This is a genomic window from Planctobacterium sp. AWM4_229, assembly GCF_056160305.1.
Genome location: NZ_JBSWWX010000010.1, coordinates 64,875 through 86,242 on the forward strand (window position 1 = coordinate 64,875; position 21,368 = coordinate 86,242).

Annotated in this window: 19 protein-coding genes; 16 read left to right on the forward strand and 3 right to left on the reverse strand. The window is 45.4% G+C overall.

The features are described from left to right. Nucleotides 1-13: 13 nt before the first annotated feature. The gene (locus ACXAGP_RS19615; RefSeq protein WP_475263427.1) at nucleotides 14-1,312 is read right to left on the reverse strand and encodes a GntP family permease; all 1,299 of its coding nucleotides are present in this window, start codon (nucleotides 1,310-1,312) and stop codon (nucleotides 14-16) included. A 349-nt stretch (nucleotides 1,313-1,661) separates the two neighbouring features. Here ACXAGP_RS19615 and ACXAGP_RS19620 point away from each other — a divergent pair, with 349 nt between their 5' ends. The 8 genes from ACXAGP_RS19620 to ACXAGP_RS19655 all read left to right on the forward strand — a co-directional run bounded on the left by ACXAGP_RS19620 (nucleotide 1,662) and on the right by ACXAGP_RS19655 (nucleotide 11,355). Continuing rightward, the gene (locus tag ACXAGP_RS19620; protein ID WP_475263339.1) at nucleotides 1,662-3,989 is read left to right on the forward strand and encodes a TonB-dependent receptor; all 2,328 of its coding nucleotides are present in this window, start codon (nucleotides 1,662-1,664) and stop codon (nucleotides 3,987-3,989) included. 157 nt (nucleotides 3,990-4,146) lie between these two features. Further along, on the forward strand, nucleotides 4,147-4,800 hold the full coding sequence (locus ACXAGP_RS19625; protein WP_475263341.1) for a response regulator: 654 nt from the start codon (nucleotides 4,147-4,149) through the stop codon (nucleotides 4,798-4,800). Between the two features lie 35 nt (nucleotides 4,801-4,835). Further along, nucleotides 4,836-5,312 carry a hypothetical protein gene (locus ACXAGP_RS19630; protein WP_475263342.1) on the forward strand — a complete coding sequence of 159 codons (477 nt, stop codon included), beginning with the start codon at nucleotides 4,836-4,838 and terminating at the stop codon, nucleotides 5,310-5,312. Between the two features lie 166 nt (nucleotides 5,313-5,478). After that, complete coding sequence (locus ACXAGP_RS19635) at nucleotides 5,479-6,348, forward strand: hypothetical protein (protein WP_475263343.1); 870 nt, start codon at nucleotides 5,479-5,481, stop codon at nucleotides 6,346-6,348. Between the two features lie 32 nt (nucleotides 6,349-6,380). Continuing rightward, nucleotides 6,381-6,752 (forward strand): VOC family protein, encoded by a 372-nt coding sequence (locus tag ACXAGP_RS19640; RefSeq protein WP_475263344.1) that lies wholly within the window; start codon nucleotides 6,381-6,383, stop codon nucleotides 6,750-6,752. A gap of 143 nt (nucleotides 6,753-6,895) precedes the next feature. Further along, entirely contained in the window at nucleotides 6,896-7,327 is a 432-nt protein-coding gene (locus tag ACXAGP_RS19645; protein ID WP_475263345.1) for a DUF6491 family protein, read from the forward strand. Between the two features lie 260 nt (nucleotides 7,328-7,587). Then, nucleotides 7,588-9,504, forward strand: coding sequence for an extracellular catalytic domain type 1 short-chain-length polyhydroxyalkanoate depolymerase (locus ACXAGP_RS19650; RefSeq protein ID WP_475263346.1), 1,917 nt, complete (start codon nucleotides 7,588-7,590; stop codon nucleotides 9,502-9,504). A gap of 135 nt (nucleotides 9,505-9,639) precedes the next feature. Next, entirely contained in the window at nucleotides 9,640-11,355 is a 1,716-nt protein-coding gene (locus tag ACXAGP_RS19655; RefSeq protein ID WP_475263348.1) for a methyl-accepting chemotaxis protein, read from the forward strand. Between the two features lie 25 nt (nucleotides 11,356-11,380). Here ACXAGP_RS19655 and ACXAGP_RS19660 read toward each other — a convergent pair whose 3' ends face one another. Next, on the reverse strand, nucleotides 11,381-12,130 hold the full coding sequence (locus tag ACXAGP_RS19660; protein WP_475263349.1) for a glucose 1-dehydrogenase: 750 nt from the start codon (nucleotides 12,128-12,130) through the stop codon (nucleotides 11,381-11,383). Between the two features lie 270 nt (nucleotides 12,131-12,400). Between ACXAGP_RS19660 and ACXAGP_RS19665 the strand changes: the two genes are divergently transcribed. Genes ACXAGP_RS19665 through ACXAGP_RS19675 form a run of 3 tightly spaced genes read left to right on the forward strand, consistent with a single transcriptional unit; the run spans nucleotide 12,401 to nucleotide 13,996 of the window. Then, nucleotides 12,401-12,979, forward strand: coding sequence for a hypothetical protein (locus tag ACXAGP_RS19665; protein WP_475263350.1), 579 nt, complete (start codon nucleotides 12,401-12,403; stop codon nucleotides 12,977-12,979). 58 nt (nucleotides 12,980-13,037) lie between these two features. Then, the gene (locus ACXAGP_RS19670; protein ID WP_475263351.1) at nucleotides 13,038-13,208 is read left to right on the forward strand and encodes a hypothetical protein; all 171 of its coding nucleotides are present in this window, start codon (nucleotides 13,038-13,040) and stop codon (nucleotides 13,206-13,208) included. Beyond that, on the forward strand, nucleotides 13,205-13,996 hold the full coding sequence (locus tag ACXAGP_RS19675) for a hypothetical protein (RefSeq protein WP_475263353.1): 792 nt from the start codon (nucleotides 13,205-13,207) through the stop codon (nucleotides 13,994-13,996). Before ACXAGP_RS19670 ends, ACXAGP_RS19675 begins: the two co-directional genes overlap by 4 nt. A gap of 12 nt (nucleotides 13,997-14,008) precedes the next feature. Here the strand turns inward: ACXAGP_RS19675 and ACXAGP_RS19680 are convergent, their stop codons facing one another. Then, nucleotides 14,009-17,458, reverse strand: coding sequence for a hybrid sensor histidine kinase/response regulator (locus tag ACXAGP_RS19680; RefSeq protein ID WP_475263354.1), 3,450 nt, complete (start codon nucleotides 17,456-17,458; stop codon nucleotides 14,009-14,011). A 458-nt stretch (nucleotides 17,459-17,916) separates the two neighbouring features. Here ACXAGP_RS19680 and ACXAGP_RS19685 point away from each other — a divergent pair, with 458 nt between their 5' ends. From ACXAGP_RS19685 to ACXAGP_RS19705, 5 genes are all read left to right on the forward strand, one after another. Beyond that, entirely contained in the window at nucleotides 17,917-18,261 is a 345-nt protein-coding gene (locus ACXAGP_RS19685) for a hypothetical protein (RefSeq protein ID WP_475263356.1), read from the forward strand. Between the two features lie 130 nt (nucleotides 18,262-18,391). Further along, a complete protein-coding gene (locus ACXAGP_RS19690; RefSeq protein ID WP_475263357.1) occupies nucleotides 18,392-18,742 on the forward strand; it encodes a hypothetical protein in 351 nt (116 codons plus the stop codon). A gap of 150 nt (nucleotides 18,743-18,892) precedes the next feature. After that, nucleotides 18,893-19,228, forward strand: coding sequence for a hypothetical protein (locus ACXAGP_RS19695; protein WP_475263358.1), 336 nt, complete (start codon nucleotides 18,893-18,895; stop codon nucleotides 19,226-19,228). Nucleotides 19,229-19,347: 119 nt separating this feature from the next. Further along, complete coding sequence (locus ACXAGP_RS19700; protein WP_475263360.1) at nucleotides 19,348-19,689, forward strand: hypothetical protein; 342 nt, start codon at nucleotides 19,348-19,350, stop codon at nucleotides 19,687-19,689. Between the two features lie 589 nt (nucleotides 19,690-20,278). Continuing rightward, on the forward strand, nucleotides 20,279-21,232 hold the full coding sequence (locus ACXAGP_RS19705) for an HNH endonuclease (protein WP_475263361.1): 954 nt from the start codon (nucleotides 20,279-20,281) through the stop codon (nucleotides 21,230-21,232). Nucleotides 21,233-21,368 lie beyond the last annotated feature (136 nt).

Consider the following 21,368-nt stretch of genomic DNA (forward strand, 5'->3'; position numbering starts at 1 on the left):
AACATCTTCATGCTCAAAATACGATAAACAGGGTTACAGCCAGGGCCAGGCCAATGAGGGGTACAATACCTGTCATGGCAAACATGGACCAGTAGGCGCTGGCGTGGGTTTCTTTACAAATAGCACGAATCGTGGTGACCACATAACCATTGTGGGGCAGTGTATCCAACGCTCCAGAACTGATGGCTACCACTCGATGCAATTGTTCCGGGTTTACACCCTGGTCAATATAGTGGGGCGCCAACAAAGGTAAAGCGATTGCCTGACCACCGGAAGCCGAGCCGGTCAAGCCCGCAATCAACGACACTGCAACCGCCGCGCCGATGAGTTCATTGCCGGGAATTTGGGTCATCACTTCTACCGCTACCTGAAAGGCTTCGGTGTTTTTCACTACTGTGCCAAAACCTACCACCGCTGCGGTATTACCGATGGCGATTAAGCAGCCAGTGGTACCTTCGTTAATGGCATTGTTGAGGCTTCTGAAATACTTAAAACACAGGATCAGGATGCTCAAAACTCCGCCGCCTAAGGCCAGAATCAGGGCTTTGTGACCAAAGTTATCGTGTAAAAAGAAGGATAGTAACAATACCACCAAAAGGGGAATAAAACCCAAGGCGGGATGGGGTAACTTGTCTTTGTCTTGTGGGCTGCTAAGGCCAGGATCATCCTCGCGACTTTCAAAACATTCACCATTGGCAACCGCTTTGCCAATCATCTTTTTCAGCCACCAGTAACCAAAGATAGCCATAAAAATCGCCACCACTAAACTCACTTGCCAGCCGGCATACGGGGTTGTACCTAGATATTTAATAGGGATCCAGTTTTGAATTTCCGGTGAGCCCGCTGATGTCATGGTAAAAGTCACCGAGCCAAACGCCAGTACTGCCGGAATAAAGCGGCGCGGCAAGTTAGCATCTTTAAACAGGCTCAACGCCATCGGATAAACCGAAAAAGCCACTACAAACAGGTTAACTCCGCCGTAGGTTAAAATGGCACAGGCAGCAATTATCGCAAATACCGCGTGCTGCATGCCAAGCTTGCCCACAATCCAGTGAGCCACGCTGTCGGCAAGGCCGGTATCTTCCATAAATTTACCAAACAGAGAACCCAGCAAAAACATAAAAAACCAGGCTGCGATAAAACTGGTAAAGCCCGACATATAGAAACTCACCAAATCTTCATTGCCTGCCAGTAGCGGTAAACCATTTGTCAATGCAACGATAACGGCACACAGCGGCGCGCTGATAAACAAATTCATGCCTCGCATGGTCAGTACAATCAGCAATACGAGGCCACCGATTAAGCCCATCATTCCAATAAATTCTGTCAAAATCTCATACTCCTTGTGCCGTACCCAAACCGGGAAATTGCCCCGCTGTGTCGGCATTGAAAACAGCCGCCACAGTGTTAAAACCACCGTGGAGGCTGTAAAACCCTACAAAACGGACATTGAGATGGAGGAGTTTCAAATGGATTCTGAAACAGGATTGAATTTTTGCATATGGTACTTAAGTACAGCATACCAAATGTAAAAAATTCGTTAATGTAGCTGCGACATTGAGTGAAGGCGGGCTTAACACCGCTTATATCAACGACGTTAACTTATTAATACTTATAAAAAATAACGTTTCGGAGATATGGCATAGCAAAGGGTATGTACTATGAACAACACAACGATTAAAGCAACGCAGACTGAGAAAAGACGGCGCAGCAAGCTGTCACTTGCTGTGCTGGTGGCACTGGCAAGTAGCGGATTATCCGGTAATGCACTGGCTCAAGAGGCTGAACAGGAAAGCAAGGGTCTGGAAAAAATTCAGGTGACTGCGCGAAAAACGGTAGAAAGTATTCAGGAAGTGCCGGTGGCCATCACCTCGGTTTCGGCTGTGGAACTGGCAGAAAAAGGTCTGGCGGAAATCACTGAGATTCAAACTTTATCGCCCAATACCACCTTGCAGCGCAGTCGTGGTACTAACAGTACCCTTACCGCCTTCATCCGCGGCGTAGGTCAGCAAGATCCACTTTGGGGTTATGAGCCAGGCGTCGGTATTTACATTGATGATGTCTATCTTGCTCGTCCTCAAGGTGCAGTGCTGGATATTCTGGATGTGGAGCGCATCGAAGTTTTACGCGGCCCGCAAGGCACGTTGTACGGTAAAAACACCATAGGTGGCGCAGTAAAATACGTCACCAAAGCCATGTCTGGCGATCCCGAATTCTCAATGCAAGGGTCAGTAGGTAGCTATAATCAGCGGGATTTGAAAGTGACCGGGCAATACCCTATCAGCGAACAGTTATACGTGGGCTTTGGTTACGCATCTTTAAACCGCGATGGCTTTGGGGAGTATTTGCAATCAGATTTAGCCGGTCAGGACCGAGAAAATTACAATAAAGAAGTGACGGCAGCGCGCATTACTCTGGAATATAAACCTTCCGATGATTTGTTTTTCCGTTTGGCCTGGGATAAAACCGACGATGACTCCAATGCCAAAGGTGGCTATCGCTTATTACCCAGCTTGTTAACGGATGCGCCAGTACCGGATAGCGTTTATGACTCTTATACCAGTTTACCTACGAGCAACAAGGTGGAACTGGAAGGTGTGAGCTTTACTGCTTCTTGGGATGTGAACGATAACACCACATTGAAGTACGTGTTCTCCGACCGCGAAAGCTATTCTCCCACCAACATCGACTTTGACAATACCCCGCTGCGTATCTTTGATGTACCGGCCATTTATGACGATGAGCAAACCACCCACGAATTACAGCTCAACTATGTCAACGGTGATTTCAGTCTGGTATCGGGCTTGTATCACTACGACGGTGAATCCTGTGGTCAGTTTGAGGCGATTCTCGAAGTGCTGGGGGTAGGGGCATTTGGTACACCGGGTTTGACTCGCGAAGTATCCGGCTGCAGCAACTCTACCAGTAAGGCCGTTTATGCTCAGGGTAGCTTTGATATCTCTGATAAATGGTCCATGACACTCGGTGCACGCTACACCCAGGATGAGCGCGACGCCACGGTAAACAATGGTCTGGTATTTGAAACCGTTTATCCCGAGTCTGGCTGGGTGCCAGGTTATGTGCGCGACGAAGCCACTATTGCCGCGTTTGTGCCTAATGTACTGAATGATGAAGATGACTGGTCGCGCTTTACGCCAAGAGTAGGGATTGAGTACCAACACAGCGACGATGTCATGTTTTATGCCTCGTATGCGCAGGGCTTTAAATCCGGTACCTTTAATCCGCGTGCTACTACCGCAGAACCTGCGGCGGATCCCGAAATTGTGGACACTGTTGAAATTGGTATGAAAAGTGACTGGGGTGACAACTTAAGAGCCAACCTCACCTGGTTCACTCTGGATCACAAAGATCGCCAGTATATTTCAATTTTACCCGGTGATGGCTTTGCTGATTTAAATCAGCGCCTGGCAAATGCCGGTGAGTCAGAAGCAAACGGTATTGAAGCTGAGTTTGTGTACCTGGCCAGTGATGCATTAACCTTCAACCTCAACATCGGCTGGATTGATGCTGACTTCACTGAAGTACTGGATACCGACCCAACTACGGGAGAGCTGTTTGATAAATCCGACCGCTTTACTATTTCTAATACACCGGACCTGACTTATAACCTCGGGCTGAACTACGCCTTTGAAAATCAGTTGGGTGATTTTGTGTTCAACGCCAATTACTACTATCGCGACGATTATGTGTTGTTCGAAGAAGACAGTCTGTTAACACAGGATGGCTATGGCCTGCTCAATATGAGCTTGAACTGGTACAGCGCCAGTGGCGACTGGACCGCCGGACTGCATCTGAAAAATCTGACGGATGAAGAGTACATGGTGGGCGGCTATCAGTTTGTTACACCAGACCCTTCCGACCCTACAGACATCAGTTTATACACGCCGGGCCTTGGCGGGGACAATACCTTGATTGCCTATTATGGCGATCCGCGCACTGTCACCCTGATGGTAGGCTATCGATTCTAAGTGCGGATGTGTGTGCACGTTTGCGGGTGCCCCGGCACCCGCGGTTTTAATAAAGCTACCCGCTTTTTTCAATGCTCCACCCGCGATTTTCCGAACTGTTATTTGTGGCGGATTGTGTCCGCCGCAACCATCAAGTACATTATGGGGATGATGACCTATGACAACCCCTGATGCCGTGAAAGCCATAGTTGCTGATGACCATCCGCTGTTTCGCGCCGCGCTGACCCAGGCGATTTTACAATCGTTAGGGCAATGCCAAATTGTTGAAGCGCAAAGCTTCCCTGAAGTGCGGGATGCCTTAAAGGCGCAACCGGAAGTGGAATTTATCTTTTTAGATTTAAACATGCCCGGCTGTGATGGTTTCAGTGGTTTAACTGAGCTGCGCCATACCTGGCCGGATATTCTGGTGATCATGGTGTCTGGCAATGAAGATCCCGGCATCATTACCCGTGCCATTCATTTGGGGGCCAGTGGTTACATTCCCAAATCCGCGTCCTTGGGTAATATCTCAGAGGCGGTGGATACCGTCGCCAATGGCGAAGTGTGGTTACCGCAGGGCATCGATCTGAATCAAGTAACGGAAACAGAATCCGAAGAAAAGCAACTGGCCGCCAAAGTGGAAAAACTCACACCTGCGCAATTTAAAGTGCTGCAATTACTCAGCGATGGCCTGTTGAACAAACAAATTGCCTGGGAGCTACAGATTCAGGAACGCACGGTAAAACATCACGTTTCCGCCATTTTAGAAAAACTCCAGGTGAACAATCGCACCCAAGCTGGTTTAATACTGCAACAACTACGACAGGTATAACCGCTGTTTGTTATACCATTCTCAATGGAGTTGCCATGCTGATTACAACGGAAACTGTGGGGCCAAATCTAAGTGGGGCACTGTTACTGAAAATTGCCGCAGGTTTGAGCTTTGTTGCTGCCATGCTGCATCTCGCCATTATCATTGGCGGGCCCCAGTGGTATCGCTTTTTCGGGGCAGGGGAGCACATGGCTAATCTGGCGGAAATGGGCAGTTACCAACCCGCCATAACCACCTTGATCATCGCTGCTATTTTATTTGTGTGGGGATTGTATGGCTTATCGGGCGCGGGAGTTATTCCACCACTGCCTCTGCAAAAACTAGCCCTTTGTACTATTACCTTTATCTATCTGGCGCGCGGTCTGGCGGGCTTTACTCTGCCTTTTGTAACTAATCACCCTGCTATCAGCCAAAACCCCATAACTTTCTGGTTGGTGAGTTCCACAGTGTGTACTCTGTTTGGCGTTTTCTATCTGCTTGGCATCATTAAGCGCTGGTCAGTATTGGGGTAAATAAGCAGCATTGTTATTCAGAATTCCATCCCTTTAATTCTCACAGATTTTCAGTTCTCACAATTTTTTCCAGGTCTCCGACACACAGCAGCGCCATTAACAGTTTTCTCAAGTGGGAGTATGATGCAAGTGCAGCATCTTATTCGATGACTAAAAGGAAGTCGTTTTGAACAACAAGTTACTATTTTCTATTGGGGCCGCAATAATCGTATCGGGTCTGGTTTATCATACTTTCGGTGAGAAAACTGAAGAAAGTGCAGTTCAGGAAGTTTCGATTGGTTCGAATAATAAAAATAACTTACCGGAAGATTTGAGTGTTGAGGTTGGTGAAGCCTCTTTGTCGCAAGAGCGGAATTCAGCGCAGGAAAACGAAGGTAATAACACTGGTCTGGAAGGTGAAGAAGAGCTTACTGATAAAGAACTCGCGAATTTTGCCATTAAAAAAATCACTGAAATTGATTTTGGGTTAAGGCCGGACCGCTACTCAATTGAGCAGTTGGCTATCATTGGCAAATATATCAAAGGCATGCCTCTGACTCGCGAAGAGTTGGAAATAAATCTTACCTACTTTCTTGATATTGCGCTTCGAGTCGAAAATGAAAATCCTGGAGGCCCTGTGGGGGGGATAGATTTTGAGGGCAAAAAAGAGTGGGTTGATGCACATGCTTACAACGAGGGCTTTAAGTATTGGAATAGCTTGGTTGAAGATGGTGATGCTCAAGCTGCCAGGCTTCTTGGTCGCTATTACTCCACTGCTGGTTATACAAATGATGCTATATCAACTTACAAATACATTCTTCCGCATCTAAAAACTCAAAAAGACAAAGGCTATATAACCTACCAATTAGCAAACGAATTGAAAGAAAAAGAACCGTTTATCGCTGCGGTGTATTACTGGCTATCAATTTCAGATTTTAATTCAAATCTAACAAACGGAAAACTGCAAAACATTGTAGAGCAATACGACGCTAGACAATTACAAGAACAGATAAATGCCATAAAAATGTCAGCGAACTGGCATACTACGGACGATTAGCCCATTAGAATTTTGTGTTTGGAGAACCTGTAATGCAATTCGACCATATCAATATCAGCGCCCCGGCGGCATTATTGAAACAAGAAAGAGATTTTTTATGTGAAGTTTTTGCGTTGACGGAGGGCTTTCGGCCTGACTTTTCCCGGCCCGGTTATTGGTTGTATCACGGTGATAATGCCCTCTTTCACCTGATGGAAAGCGACCTTCATGGCAAGCCCGAACAACTCGCTCATTTAGATCATGTGGCACTGCGTATGCAGGGGGTAGGCGATTTTTTACAAAAACTAAAGGCATTGGAAATTGACTATAAAATCATGACGCAGGAGCCCTTAGCCATCACTCAAGTGTTCTTTTACACCCCTGCAGGAATTTGCCTGGAAGCTACTTTTAAGGAATCGTTTTAGTCGTTATGGGATATTGAATACACATGCATTGTGAATTAAAGTGGTGTTCCAGTGTCAAAAAATTACCAGTATTGTTGTCACTGTTTTTGTATACTGGCTGTCTGGCTCATCAATGAGCTTATGCAATTGAAAGGAAATTCACTATGAAAACACTAAAAATGTCGTTAATTATGTTGGGCTCAGCACTATTGTTAGGCTGTGCCAGCTCCGCTGAGCAAGCTAAGACACGCTTTGATAAAGACAACGACCCACGGGTTGGCGAGGAAGTGAGCCAGGTATGTTACGCCCGAAATATTTCTGGTTGGAGTAATGTGGACAATGACGATAACGCCTTGTTAGTGAGCATTCGCAACAAAGAAACCTACAAGGTGGCGTTAATTGGTGGCTGCAACCCCGATTGGGCAATCAACAAGGTGGCGGTTATTACGCGTGGTGCCAATGGTTGCATGAGTGCCGGTGACAAACTGGCAACAGATTCCCAATTGAACAAGCAGGCTTCCTGTACTATTCGCGGTATTTATGAATGGAATGCCGACTCTGGAAAAGAGGTCGCGGAGCCAAAAGCGGCTGAGTAGTTCCGTTCAGTACAATACCTCAAAAGGTCAGCATTGCTGGCCTTTTTTGTTTTTTAGCCGTTTCCTTCTCAGTCTTTGTCTTCTTAGCTTTTTTTTTCTATCTTGGCTTACAACTGTCGTAGGTTGCACTGTACTAAAGTACCAGCTCAATTATGTCTTTATTGCACTAAAGTGGGGAAAGCGTTGGGACGGGTAAATTTTTTAGAGGTGCATACTCAATTCCTGGCGTTAACAACTAACTTGTGACAATAGGAATAATTATGAAACGAACCCAACACCAGGCCAGAAAAATGTTTTCTGCCTGTATGCTACTGAGCTTCTCACTGCTTTTCACAAACCCAACACTGGCCGGGAGCTGGCAAAACAATGTCAGCATTGGCGGTTTTAACAAGGTCCACATTTACACGCCCGACAGCACTTCAGCTATCGGTAATGGCAAAGGCTTGTTGTTGGTCTTGCACGGTTGTACTCAATCTATCGATGCTTATTTAACTGCGAATCTGGAAGATGCCGCCGAGCAGTATGGACTGGTGATCGCCGTGCCCGATGCCATGAACAAGGCCGGGTTTAGTTGCTGGTCTTATTGGCAGGGCACTAAATCGCGTGGTGCCGGTGATTATAAAAATCTGATCAGCCTGGCGAATACCCTGTCTGGGGATAGCAGTCGCGGTATTGATAGCGACCAGGTGTATATCGCTGGGCTATCTTCTGGTGCCGCCTTCGCCAATACCACGGCCTGTCTGGCTCCTGATGTTTTCGCGGGTATGGGCATAAGTGCCGGGCCCAGCATAGGCACCAGTTCTAACGGTGCTATTGGCCCTTGTGAAAGTGCTGATGTCGCCGCCCGCTGCGGGCAATACGCGGGTAGTTACAGTAGTCACTTCGCCACGCAGATTGCCTCCATCGCACAAGGGGAAAACGATACTACGGTAAACTTGTGTTACAACCAGCAAAATGCCGACGGCATGGCCCAGTTGTACGGTGTTAGCCAGTTGCCCGGCACTAATACGCTGTCTGAAGGGGCTTCGAATACCGCACGTGAAACTGAGTGGCAGGATGGTCGTGTCACCATGTTGTGGTTCGACAATCTGGATCACTCCTGGTCTGGAGGTCAGGGTTCCAGCGGTTCCTATGTGAATGGCAACAGCATTAATTATGCGAGTTATCTCGGGCAATACTTTCTGGACAATAATCTCAGGGTGGACCGCAACGCCGGACCGGTACTCAGTAATCTGCAGTTTGCGGTTAACGCTGCGCAGATAGTGATCACGGGCACTGCTGTGGATGTTGAAGGTAGTGTTGTGGATGTGAGTGCCACCATCGAAGGCAGCAGTAATGTGAGTGTTAGCGGCAATGTGGATGCGGGGGGCGCGTTTAATTTAACGAGTCCAGCACTGGCAGATGGTCTCTACACTGTGATTGTGGTGGCCACCGATGATGAGGGCAAGCAAGGCGAGCCGCAAACCGGGCAGGTGCGTGTTGGACCTGAGCCGCCCGCAACCGCGCCGCAATTGTCGGATATTGTGGTGAGTGTCGAGGGGCAATGTGCCACTGTGAGTGGCAAGGTGAACGACGTCAACCTGAACCTGGCCGGGGTCGAGGTAAGTTTTGCCAATGGCAGTGTCAGCGCTGAGGTATCTGTACCTGATTTTAGTGCCCAGGCTTGTAATCTACCTGGTGGTGCCAATACTGCTTCGGTGACGGCGACGGATCTGACCAATCTGTCTTCCTCTGAATCCGTGAGCTTTAGTATTGATGCAGGTCAAACCGCCACGTTAGATGAGCATATCAATGCCGGGCGCCTGGATTATACCAACTACGCCAATTGTTACCTTGAATACAGTACTGCGGCATTTAAATTAAATGAAGTCTCTGAAGCGGGTCAATGTCGCTGGCAAGACGATGATGCCTCCTGCACCGGACCGCTGCAGGCGTGCAGTGGAGATGATGGCGGTAATGGCGGCGATGATGGTGGAGATGGCAGCTCGCAATGCAGTGAATTTACCACCGCCAACTATTATCACAAAGTCGCAGGTCGCGCCTACAGTACGGGTAATATTTATCTGCCAGATTATTTTGCCAATGGCAGTGACGATGCCATGGCTGGTTCCACCTGGGGCAACAACACGCTGCACTCTACCGATGGTATTGTGTGGTATCTGGGTACCTGTCCTTAATTTTAATCACTGAACAGGGGCTTGCTGGATCTTGTCTGGCATGGCCCCAAACGCAGAATATCTAAATTTTCTTTGTTGTTTTCATGGTACTTAAGTACAGCATTCAAATGTTAATAAAATGTTTAAAGTGGCGGGATGACATTAAAGCAACATGAATCTGATTCCGTGCAATCTAGAATGAGTCTGAAAAACAAATTAACGGCGTTGACATTGATCCCGGTTATTCTGCTATGCGCCATCCTGATGTTAACGTTTTGGATAACCCTTGCATCCTCCTCTCAGCAGCAGTCCGTTGATACCCGCAATAACTTACTGGCGTTAAAAAAAGCGGAACTTAAGAATTACCTTGCGCTAGCCCAAAGTGGTATTCAAGCTGTGTTGTCGGACCAAAGCCTAAGCGTCGAGCAAGCCAAACTGAAAGCCCAACGTTACATTCAAACCTTGTCTTACGATGGCAATAACTATTTATTTGCTTATGCCGCTAATGGCGACCGAATTGCTCTGGGTAGTAACACTGCGGGAGTAGGAAAAAACTATTGGGATGTGCAGGATCCCAACGGTCGGTACGTGGTGCAGGGGTTGATCGATACTGCTCAAAACCGCGACGGTTATTACCTTTACCACTGGCCCAGAAGCGAAGGTCAGACGCCACTTCCAAAACTCAGCTATACCATCTGGATAGCGCAATTTAACTGGATGGTGGGAACCGGTTTTTATATTGACGATATTGATCAGGAAATAGATAAGATAGAAGCACAAGACAGTGCTGCCATGGCCAGCTCATTGAGTGTCGCCTTACTGGTATCGCTGCTGATGAGTAGCTTGATGGTGTTTATGGTTCGGCTAATGGCGAAACGCATAATGCAGCCGTTAGAAGTGATGAATCATAATTTACAGGAGATTTCCAGCGGTCAGGGGGATTTGACGCGCCGTTTGCATATCCAAAGTCATGATGAAGTAGGGGAGCTTGCTGCGAGTTTTAATCAGTTTGTGGCAAAGATACAGGGAATAGTGAGCCAGGTCTTGATTTGCGCCGACAAGGTAAGAGAGTCAGCGAAATTATTAGATGCGCGCAATGAGCAAATTCACAAATGGGTGACCCTGCAAAATCAGGAGACCGATATGGTCAGTACCGCCATGACCCAGATGACGGCATCCGCCATAGAAATAGCCCGTAGCGCCGAAAATGCCGCCACATCAGCTACTGACGCAGAAGATAAAAGCCAACAAGCCATTGGCGAATTGAATGGTTCAGTAGCTGATGTAAAAACATTAGCAAGTGATGTGAGTCGTGGTGCTGAAGCGATTGCAACTCTTGAACAAAATGTAAAGAATATTGTATCGGTGCTGGATGTGATCCGCAGTATCGCTGAACAAACCAATTTATTGGCGTTAAATGCCGCTATTGAGGCCGCCAGAGCAGGAGAGCAAGGTCGGGGTTTTGCTGTGGTAGCAGATGAAGTGCGTACCTTGGCCAGCCGCACCCAGGAAAGCACTGAGGAAATACAGCTGACCATTGAGCGTTTGCAGCAAACCGCCGAGGCCGCAGTTGATGTGATGCAGCGGGGCCATAGTAAATCTCAGACCACCGTCAACAAAGTCGAATTGGCGGGTGATGGCATTGCCATAATTACCCGTGATATCAGCGCAATGAGCTCCATGATCACGCAAATTGCCACTGCCTCAGAAGAGCAACATCAGGTGAGCGAGGATGTGAATCAACGCATTAGCAATATTGCTGAGTCCAGCGCAGAAACCGAAAAACTCTGCAATCAAAGTGCCACCGACAGCCATACTTTGTCAGCACTGGCCGAGGAACTGGCACTGCTAGTGAACAAGTTTAAGGTTTAAGCTAATACAGTTGAACACGATATCGTCATAACCCTCCTGCTACATCTAACAGGGTGCCAGTGGTGTAGGAGGATTGTTCTGATGCCAGCCAGAAGATGGCTTCGGCCACTTCTTCTGGCCTGCCGCCTCGCTGCAAAGGGAGTTTATTCTTAAGTCGGTTTACCCGATCTGGCTCTCCGCCGGAAGCGTGGATGTCCGTGTAAATCAGACCTGGGCGAACGGCATTCACACGTATTCCTTCATCGGCCAATTCAAGCGCTGCACCTCGTGTAAAACTATCCATGGCACCCTTTGAGGCAGCGTAGTCGACATATTCGTTGGGTGAGCCAGTTTTCGCCGCCAGTGAAGAAACGTTAACGATGGCACCGCCTGTTCCACCTTGTTTAGTGGACATGCGTTTAATGGCTTGCTGGGTGCACAATAAGCAAGACAGCATATTTACCTCCATCACTTGCATTAAACGCTCAGCGGAAATGTCCGTAAGTCTGGCTTGTTGTTTCAGTATTCCAGCGTTGTTCACTAATACTGAAAGGCGTCCCAGGTTATCCGCTTGCGTAAAAAGTTGTCGTACATCCGACTCTTTGGTCACATCCGCTTGTACTGCACAGCATTCAACTCCCATGGCTTGTATCTGCCGCTGCAGCTCTTCGGCTTCCTGCTGTGCTTGTCGATAGTTCAACACTACGGCATAACCCGCTTTAGCAAAACGCAATGCCGTTTGGGCGCCAATGCCTCTGCTGCTGCCAGTAATGAGTACTACCTTGTTTTGCGCCATTCAGGTCTCCTGTAACTGTATCAAATCTCTTTAAAAACGATTCTTTGTCGACAATATTTTCGATATAAATAATTAAAATGTGATTTAAAGACTTTTTGATCCTATATTGTCGACAAAAATGGTTTGTATGGGAGTTGAACTTTGTATCATGTCTTTGGATTAATTAACACTGCTTTTATCTTTATTAGCTTGTATGGCGTTTATTCACAATTACAGACGGTAAAACGGCGTAAATCATCGCAGGCTTGCTCGGGAAATGCCACGCAGCTTTTGTCTCTAAATCAATTTAGTGTGAGCTTTTTGGCCTATCTTTCATTTTTCGTTTATGGTTATTCCATAACCCCCTTTAATCATTATATTGTCTGGCCGCGTTTAATCGCTGCTGTGTTAGTGGCTTTGATCCTATGGGAGATATGGTGTGACCGACGGACCCGTTTATCCCTGGGCATTCTGTGGTTTGCCGTAGTTTGTTTAGTTGTATCGTTATTTGGGCTGTACTTTGGTGATACCTATCAGGATGAAGGGCGTTGGATTGCTACCACTATGATATTGCTAATTTCTGCTTTGCTGGCTCAAGGCTATGCCCATCAGATTAAGCTTATCGTGACTTCCGGTAAAACAGGTGCGGTGGATATTAAAATGAGCCAGTTTATTTTAATGATGGACGTTTCCACTATTGCATTTGCCTTGAGTATGGGGTTAACAACAAGTTGGCCATTGATGGTACTCGCCGTTACCAGTGGTATCACCAAATTGTTTATTATGTATTTGTTTCGCTGGGTAAAATACAGTCCGATTGCAGAAGCACGGCGGAATCAGGAGGAAATGAAAACGCGCTGTAGTTGCTAGCGTAAAAAATAAATTTGGCGTAGTATAGATATTAATATAGTTAAAGTATGAGTAAGCTATGAAAGCATTACTGGGTAATCTTGCGAAGAAAATCAAAGGCGATTCTCAAGGTAATCAACAGTTACGAGACTTTATCGCCAGTAGCTCCAAAGGAAGCCAAGTGATCACACTGTCTAACGGTGAGAAATATACCGTTACTACTTCCCCCCGAGACAAAGCTGTTGCATGAATATTGCTTTCCCGGCATTTTTTATTTTCATATTGATATTGCCGGGTTTTATTCTTCAAAAATCCTACGAAAAAGTCGAAAACACCAGTATTGAGAAAAAGCCATTTGATGTGTCGTCATCTTTGGCTTTTTTTTATGCTTTGATAGTTCATCTGCTGGTAATTACAACACTGGTGCCTTGGTTTGGTGCTCCGATAGATTACGATGTGTGCGTAAAGCTGCTCATCGGTGCAAAATCTTTGTCTGAACAAGATTTAGCGGCTATCAGCGATAATGTGCCTTATATTTTTTCCTACTTCTCCAGCTCATTCATACTGGCCTATGTATTGGGGAAAGTATTCCAAAAATCTGTTTTCAAGCTAAACCCCTACAAATCTTCTCGATTTGCTTTTGATACCCCATGGTATTACGAACTCAAAGGCCAGTTATCCAACTCTCAAAACGCGGAACTCATCAAGGTATCTTGTTTGGTTGAATCAAAGAATGTTGCGTTTCTATATTACGGTGTGCTGGAGGATTTTTATCTCGATTCCGACGGGCAATTGAATCGTATCGTATTATCTGATGCTATGCGAAGACCGATTGAACTGGATGAGGCAAAGGTTGATAGGCAAGAAAAACCAGAACCACCAGACAATGAAACAGAGTTTCAAGAAGCAGAACTTAAGCGACAAGACGAACCAACAAAGTTGCGCTTCTATGAAATTAAAGGGGATAGACTGATACTGAAATATGAGGATATTAAAAATATCAACATTGAGTACCTGTATATCTACAAAGAAGAGTAGCTCTCTCTCCGTTTAACCTAAACCCTTTTTCAACAGTCGCTTTAAGGTTGCAGGTTTTACTGGCTTGGCAATAAAACCAAAGCCCTGCTCCATGGCCATTTCGCGAATGGTTTCTGCCTGGTCGGCACTGTTAATAATGACGGGTACATTGCGTTTTAGTAACTGCTGAATTTGTTGCACCACAGCAATGCCGTTTTCGCCGTTGTCCAGATGGTAGTCGGCTACGATGATGTCTGGGATAAAGTATTGGCACATGGTCAGTGCTTGCGATTCGCTCTCTGCTTTTTCTACTTTGCAGCCCCAGGTTTCCAGGCGCAGTGTCATGGCTTCCAGCAGCGCTGGTTCATTATCAATCACCAGCACGCTAATACCTTGCATGTCGGTTTTACATACCGCTTTAGTGCTGTTGCTTGGAGATGGATTGATATCGCCTTTGATACAGGGCAGGCTGATGCGAAATTCGCTGCCTTGCTTCCAGGTAGAGTTAAAACTTAATTCATGCCCCAATATGCGGCAAATGCGGGAGGCGATTGCCAGTCCGAGACCTAAGCCCTGTCCAGTTTGTTGACGACTGGCCTGTTCAAAATCTTTAAAAATGCGGGCTTTGTCCTCTTCTTTAATGCCTTCTCCTGAATCTTTAACACTGATCACCAGCTGCTTATCCACCAGGCATTGTACCGAGACAAAGCCAGATTCGGTGTAGCGGATAGCGTTAGTAAGCAGGTTTTGTAGCACCCGAACTAACAACCGGGCGTCGGTGCGAGTGAGTTGATGAGGAATATCTGCAGTGAATTGCAGGTTTTTGTTTTCACACATCAAGCGATATTCATCCAACAGTGGTGTGACTAGTTGATAAATATCCACATCTTCTACTTGCGGCGAAATAACCCCAGCATCCAGTTTGGTGAGTTCCAACACTGAATTTACTAGCTGTTCGGCATTTTCTAGCGAGTTTTGAATATTGTTGCTTAGCTCTGCCAGTTCTGGCGTTTGCAGCTTTTCTTTGAGAATAGAGTTAAACAGTGTCGCCGCATTAAATGGCTGCAGTAGATCGTGGCTGATGGCCGCAAAGTAGCGGGTTTTGTCTTCATTAGCCTGTACTGCCAATTGCCGGGCATCTTCCAGACGATGATTCATGGCTTCTAAATCTTGGGTGCGTTGCTTAACCCGTTTTTCCAGGTGTACGTTGAGCTCTTCCAGGGCTTTTTGGTTTTCCACAAATTCGGTGATATCAGTGTAGGTAGTAACAAATCCACCACCGGGTAGTGGGTTGCCCTTCATTTCCAACACTTTACCGGTTTGATGCACACGGCGGAAACTGTAGGGTTTGCCGGAGCGCAAAAAGGCCACCCGCTTTTCTACTTGTTCATTAATTTGCTGTTTGTTTATTTCGCCGAACAGGCCGCGATTGGCATTGAGCTGGATCACTTCTGCCACAGGGCGGCCCACATAAATCTCGCCGTCGGGGTAGTCGAACATATCAATGTATGCCCGGTTCCAGGCCACAATGCGCAGTTCTTTATCGACCACGGATATACCTTGTTCGATATTCTGAATGGTAGACTGCAGCAAGGCGCGGTTAAATTTGTAGACTTCGCTGGCCTCATCCACCAGTTCTACCACTTCGCTCAGGGCGACATTGTTGCTACCGCTGGCGGATTCCAGTACCAACCGTGCTGAAGCACCGCCGATAATGGCAGATAATTCCTGCTCTAATTTATCCAGCAGTGATTTTGGCGCCGAGCGCTGCCAGTCCGGCTTTGCGGTTCCCATGTGGTTGACAAAAAACTCTTCTACCCGTTGTGGCTCTAAAAACCGGGAAAGTAGACTTTGCACGCTGGCCAGACTGAGGTTGTCATAACTGCCTTTTGGGTTATCAGGTCGACTTTGATTGTTGATAAAAATCGATGCTTGTAATTGTTCTGCCACTAGCGGGCGTCGTCGCCAACACAGCCAGAAAAACGTTAGCAGGTTGCCACCTAAACTCACCAGCAGACCATGGCTGATAAAATCCAGCTGCAGTCCAAACATGGCGGTGGGGATCAGGACACTAATGCCCAAAAAACCGGAATGCAGAATGCTGCTATCGGGCGAGCTGGAATACAATAAGGTGGGCAATAGCAGTGTGTATGCCCAAAGCGCAGTCCCCACCAGAATACTGTGCAGCGCGGCTTTTTCGCTGGCGTTGCGCCAGTACAAACCTAGCAATAATGCCGGAGCACATTGCGCCACTAGGGTCATGGCCATCAGCCCGGTATTCGCCAGCAGCCCGTAATCTCGGGTGATTTGGTAATAAAGCCATGCGGATAATAAAACGATGATGATGGTCAATCGGCGAAACAAGATCAGCTTTTGCGGGCTTAAGCGCTCTGCTACCTGCCTTTGCCGGGTTCGGCTAACAAGCCAAGGGGTGATCAAATCATTGGATACCATGATGCTCAGTACAATGGAGGAAACAATCACCATGCTGGTGGCTGCGGCAAATCCCCCCAGGAATGAGATTAGCGTCATTATTGGACTGTCTGCGGCCATGGGCAAAAGCAACATAATGTTATCGGGGGGCACATCGGTGCCTTGGAACCACAGCAATCCAGCGGAGGCAATGGGTAGGGCAAACAGGTTCAGTGCCAGCATGTAAAAGGGAAACAGCCAGCGAGACGGCAACATTTCTTTTTTGCTGGTTTGTTCGATAAAGCACACATGAAACTGACGAGGTAAACAAAACATCATCAACACGCCAATAAAGGTCTGGCTGGCGTAGGTGAACCAGGAAGTGGATTCACTACTGTTAAAATCCAATTGCTCACTTTGCAGACTCAAATCGGCAACCCCATCAAACATGAACCACACCACAAAGATGCCGACAGCAACAAAAGTGAAAAGCTTGATAATTGATTCAAACGCAATGGCCAGCATCAAACCCGGATTGTGCTCGGAGGTACGCACTCTACGAGTACCGAACAAAATCGCGAATACTGCAAGCAATAGGGTAAACAGCAAGGCGCTATTGCCACCCACACTGCTAGTATCGGTAACGATGTTAACGCTGTTGGCAACGGCGCGAATTTGTAGGCTGATATAGGGCACAATAGCAATCACACATACCAAGCTAATTAACGCCGAGATGCGCATAGAGCGACCATAGCGTGTGGCGATAAAATCCGCCATGGAGGTAAGATTATTATCGCGACAGATACGGGCTACTTTTAGCACCAGTGGCCAGGCAAGGATATAAACCAAGATGGCACCTGTGTAGGTAGGTGTTATCCACCATCCGGTTTCCGCGGTTTGCCCCGGCACCCCATAAAACGACCAAGAGGTGCAATACACACCCAAGCCCAAACTGTAAACGGCAGGTTTAGCCTTGAGCCAACGATTAGATTTATCCCCCCACCAGGCAATACCAAACAGCATCAGCAAATAGAGTAGGGCGGCAATCAATAGCAGAGAAGGCGTCAGCATGGCTTGTTATTGGGGTTTTATTGTTTTTGTGACCTTAACGAACCACTTTAGCGAATCCCGACAGGAATGAGAATGGGTAATTGGATCCATGTGATTGTTGGACAAAAAACATGGTCTATTTTCAATGATTGATAGTACTTCTGGTGCTATGTGCTCAGGCTCATATTCAGACGAAATATCATTCGCACTAAACGATAAATAATTTGGTTTTTGATAGGAAAAATTAATGGGTGGAAGAGGTCAAAGAATGCAACTTAATCACTAGTGGTGTTAGACGATACAAGTTCGTCTTTTATCAACCGCATAAAGCCTAAAGCGTCGTGTAACTCGCTTTTTCAGTGGGTTTGAGAGCAGTGTCGCAAATTGACTTTACAGGTTAGACGAATTAAGTTCGTGTTTTAACACGAACTTTGTTCGTCTAATAATAGTTAGAACACTCTAAATTAATTGAGGAATGTGTGAATAGACTAAAGTTTATTACAAGTATTATTGCGAGCTTCTGTAGTTTATATGCAAATGCCGGAGGAAGTTCAGGAGTTGTCAGTTTGGAAGATGCAAGAATACAACTTATATCTAACAACACAGCAAGGGTTTATATTTATGACATCCCAATAGAGGATGGTTGTGAAAGAAAACTTCCTGTTTTGTTATTTGAGGGAGAAAATGCTAATCCACTGGCGAAAGAAATTTATTCAACGTTGTTGATGGCAAAGGCTTCAGGTACAAAGGTTAATATCCAAACAACCGGATGTTGGTCTGGATTATCTACGCCAATAATAACATCAATTTACCTTCATAATTAGACGTGTTCTAACAAGGCAAATTAAACCGGACAAATACTCGCTGGCTGCCCCTCATTCTTCGGGTATTATAGCCAGCAAGTATTTGCCATTTATTTACGACGTTATGTGCTCTTAAAATAGGAAACGGATTATGGATTTATTGGCAATGTCTGACTCTGAAATTTTGCAAATCGCCAACCCCATCTACAATGAGCTAATCGAAGCCTCAAATTCCAGAAATTGGAACGTATTCGTTAAGCACATGCCTTCGGATCTGGTTAGCGATGAGCTGAAATTGGATGTAGAAAACCAATGGGAGAATGTTCCATTTTTAACGGCATTGAGCGAAAAAAGAGAACTATTGGGCATACTTAGAAGAGAGTCCAATGTTCATATTTTGTGGAAACAATGGACTACTATTGATAATACCGAATATCTGGGTGTTCTTGTCTTACAAGACGTGGATGGGGTTGCGAAATCACTCGGCTTTTTCATCAAATAAAGTGTTCATATCAACACGCACATAACAAGAAAATTTAAATACGGACAAATACTCGTTGGCTGGCGTTCATTCTTCACGCAGTCTAGCCAACAAGTATTTGCCCTTTAATTTAGTAGTTAGAGTTAATTCGTTGTTTAGGAAAGTATTCAAATGAATCGTTTATTAGTTTTGCTCTTTTTGCTGTCTGTTTCCGTTACTTCTGCGGCAGCCGGGTATACTGGAGCATTTAAAATAAAGAGAATTAGTTCCATGGGCGCAAGTGGACAATTTACAATATGGGGAGATTGGACAAACGTTGATGGATGTACAAGTTCCTCAAAATGGATTGTTGGGGGGCACTCTACTGATACTGAACAATCTCAGAACTCGAAATTTTCCTTAGCCCTAGCAACTTACATGAGTGATAAAACAATAGAATTATATGTAGATGGCTGTAATTCAAGTAATCAGCCTATAGTAAAAGGTTTATACCTGCCATCCAGATAACTCTAACAAGAAAATTTAAACATGGACAAATACTCGTTGGCTGGCCTTCGTTCCTCAGGCAGTATAGCCAACAAGTATTTGCCCTTTAATTTAGACGTTATGTTTTTAAGGAAAAAAGATTGAAGTTACTTGGTTTGTTTTTCTTGTGTTGGTCCTTTTCAATTTGTTCGATAGCCGAAACTTTTATCGCCAACGGTACTGTTCACTCGATTCACGACAACGCAGACGATTTGTTTGGAGAAGATGCAGATTTTATAACACTTCATAATGTCATAGAACTTGGCTCCTGCCCTAAATATAATGGATTGGTGGTGCTTCGATTACCCGCTTGGGCTAAACGTTCATTTTCAATGGCGCTGGCAGCTAAAATGGCGAATAAAGAGGTTGTAGTATCCATTGATGATACTCGTAAAGATTCTACTGGCGCATGTATTATTCGTTGGTTAAGGATTTCAGACTAAAACATAACAATCGGTGCAAAACGGACACAAAAAAAGTTGGCTGTGTTCGTGCCTCACAAAGTTTAGCCAACGTTTTTATGCTCGTTTAACCGGGCCGTTATATGACCAGGTAAAGGAACCAACTATTTTGAATAATCTAAAAATATTAATAGCTTCAATAGCCACATTTTGTACATTCCATGCAAGTGCGGGACAATGGGTTTATGGTTTAGAAGTAAAAAAATCGTGGCTGGTCCGGGTAACTATCCTAATATACATTTCACGACATCGTTGCCAAATCCAGACAATTGTTCTTCCAACAATGGTTGGGCCTACATGGACCTTAATGAGTCAGAAACTCCTGGAGAGAGGCTCATGTGGTCAATGATTCTCACAGCACTCACTGCGAAATTAAAAGTCGATGTTTATTTATCTGGTTGTATCAGTGGTAAACCTAAGATAGCTACCTTTTCACTAAAGAATTGATAGGTTTTCATATAACAATGGCACGCAAGCAGAAACAAAATAGTTGGCTGGGTTCGCTTCGCTCACAGTATAGCCAACTATTTTGTTCCGCTTAGTGCGGTGTTAGCTTTACAGGGAGCTCCGCATGTCTATCTCGATCAAAGAGCGGCTTGAGTTTTATGAAAATAACTATGAGCCAATAGCTCAATATCATCTTGATAAAGGTGGAAAACTATACATTGGAAATAGCGATAAGGTGTGCCGCTTTTGTGGAAGAGGAGAACCAGAAGTAACATTTAAAGATATAGCTCATGCAGTTCCTGAGTTTTTGGGTAACAAGCAACTGATTTTAAGAAATGAGTGCGATACGTGTAATAAATTTGTTTCGGAAAATCTAGAAGACCATCTAGATAAGTACACAAAGCCTTATCGATTAGCGGCTCAAATAAAAGGGAAGAAGAAAGTCCCAAGCTACAAAACGAAAGATAAGAAATCTAGGTATGAGTTCACTTCTTCTGAAGGAGCAAAGATTATCGACAGAGAGGATAGCAAGTTCGCTAACCTAGATGTTGAAAATAAATCGATTGAAACCAACTTCCATCTTGAACCTCATGTTCCTAGTGCCGTTTTTAAATGCTTAGTAAAAATAGCTTTATCTGTAATAGATGATTCTGAATTACTTCAATTTACAAATGCAATTACTTGGCTATTGTCTCCTGACCATAGTCAGACAATTTGTAAACCACAAATTATTTTAAACGCATTCATTCCTGGGCCAAAACCAAATAAGGGAGTGACGGTATTAGTATTAAGAAGAAAACCGGAAGCTAAGACTTCTCCATACTGTCATCTAGTAATTTGCTTTGGCAATATTTCATATCAAATAGTTGTACCTTCGGATGTAGACATATCTGAAGGTACTAAAACAATTCAACTAACTAGATTCCCTTTGCCATTTGAAATGGATTGGCAGTATGGTGATGTTCAATTTGGTCAAGAAGATCTGACTAGTAGTGAAATTGTAAGAGACAAAATGCTACCGATGACTTTTGGTTTTGATCAGGCTATAAAATTAGATCCAAAACTTGTAAAGTTATAATTGTCAAAAAGCAAAGCTAACAAGTCATTTCAGCAGGACAAAAAACAGCTGGTTTTTGCTCGTGCCTCGCTAATTTTAACCAGCTATTTTATTGCCTCTGAATGAGGCGTTAGCTGCCACACCGAAGTTATGCACA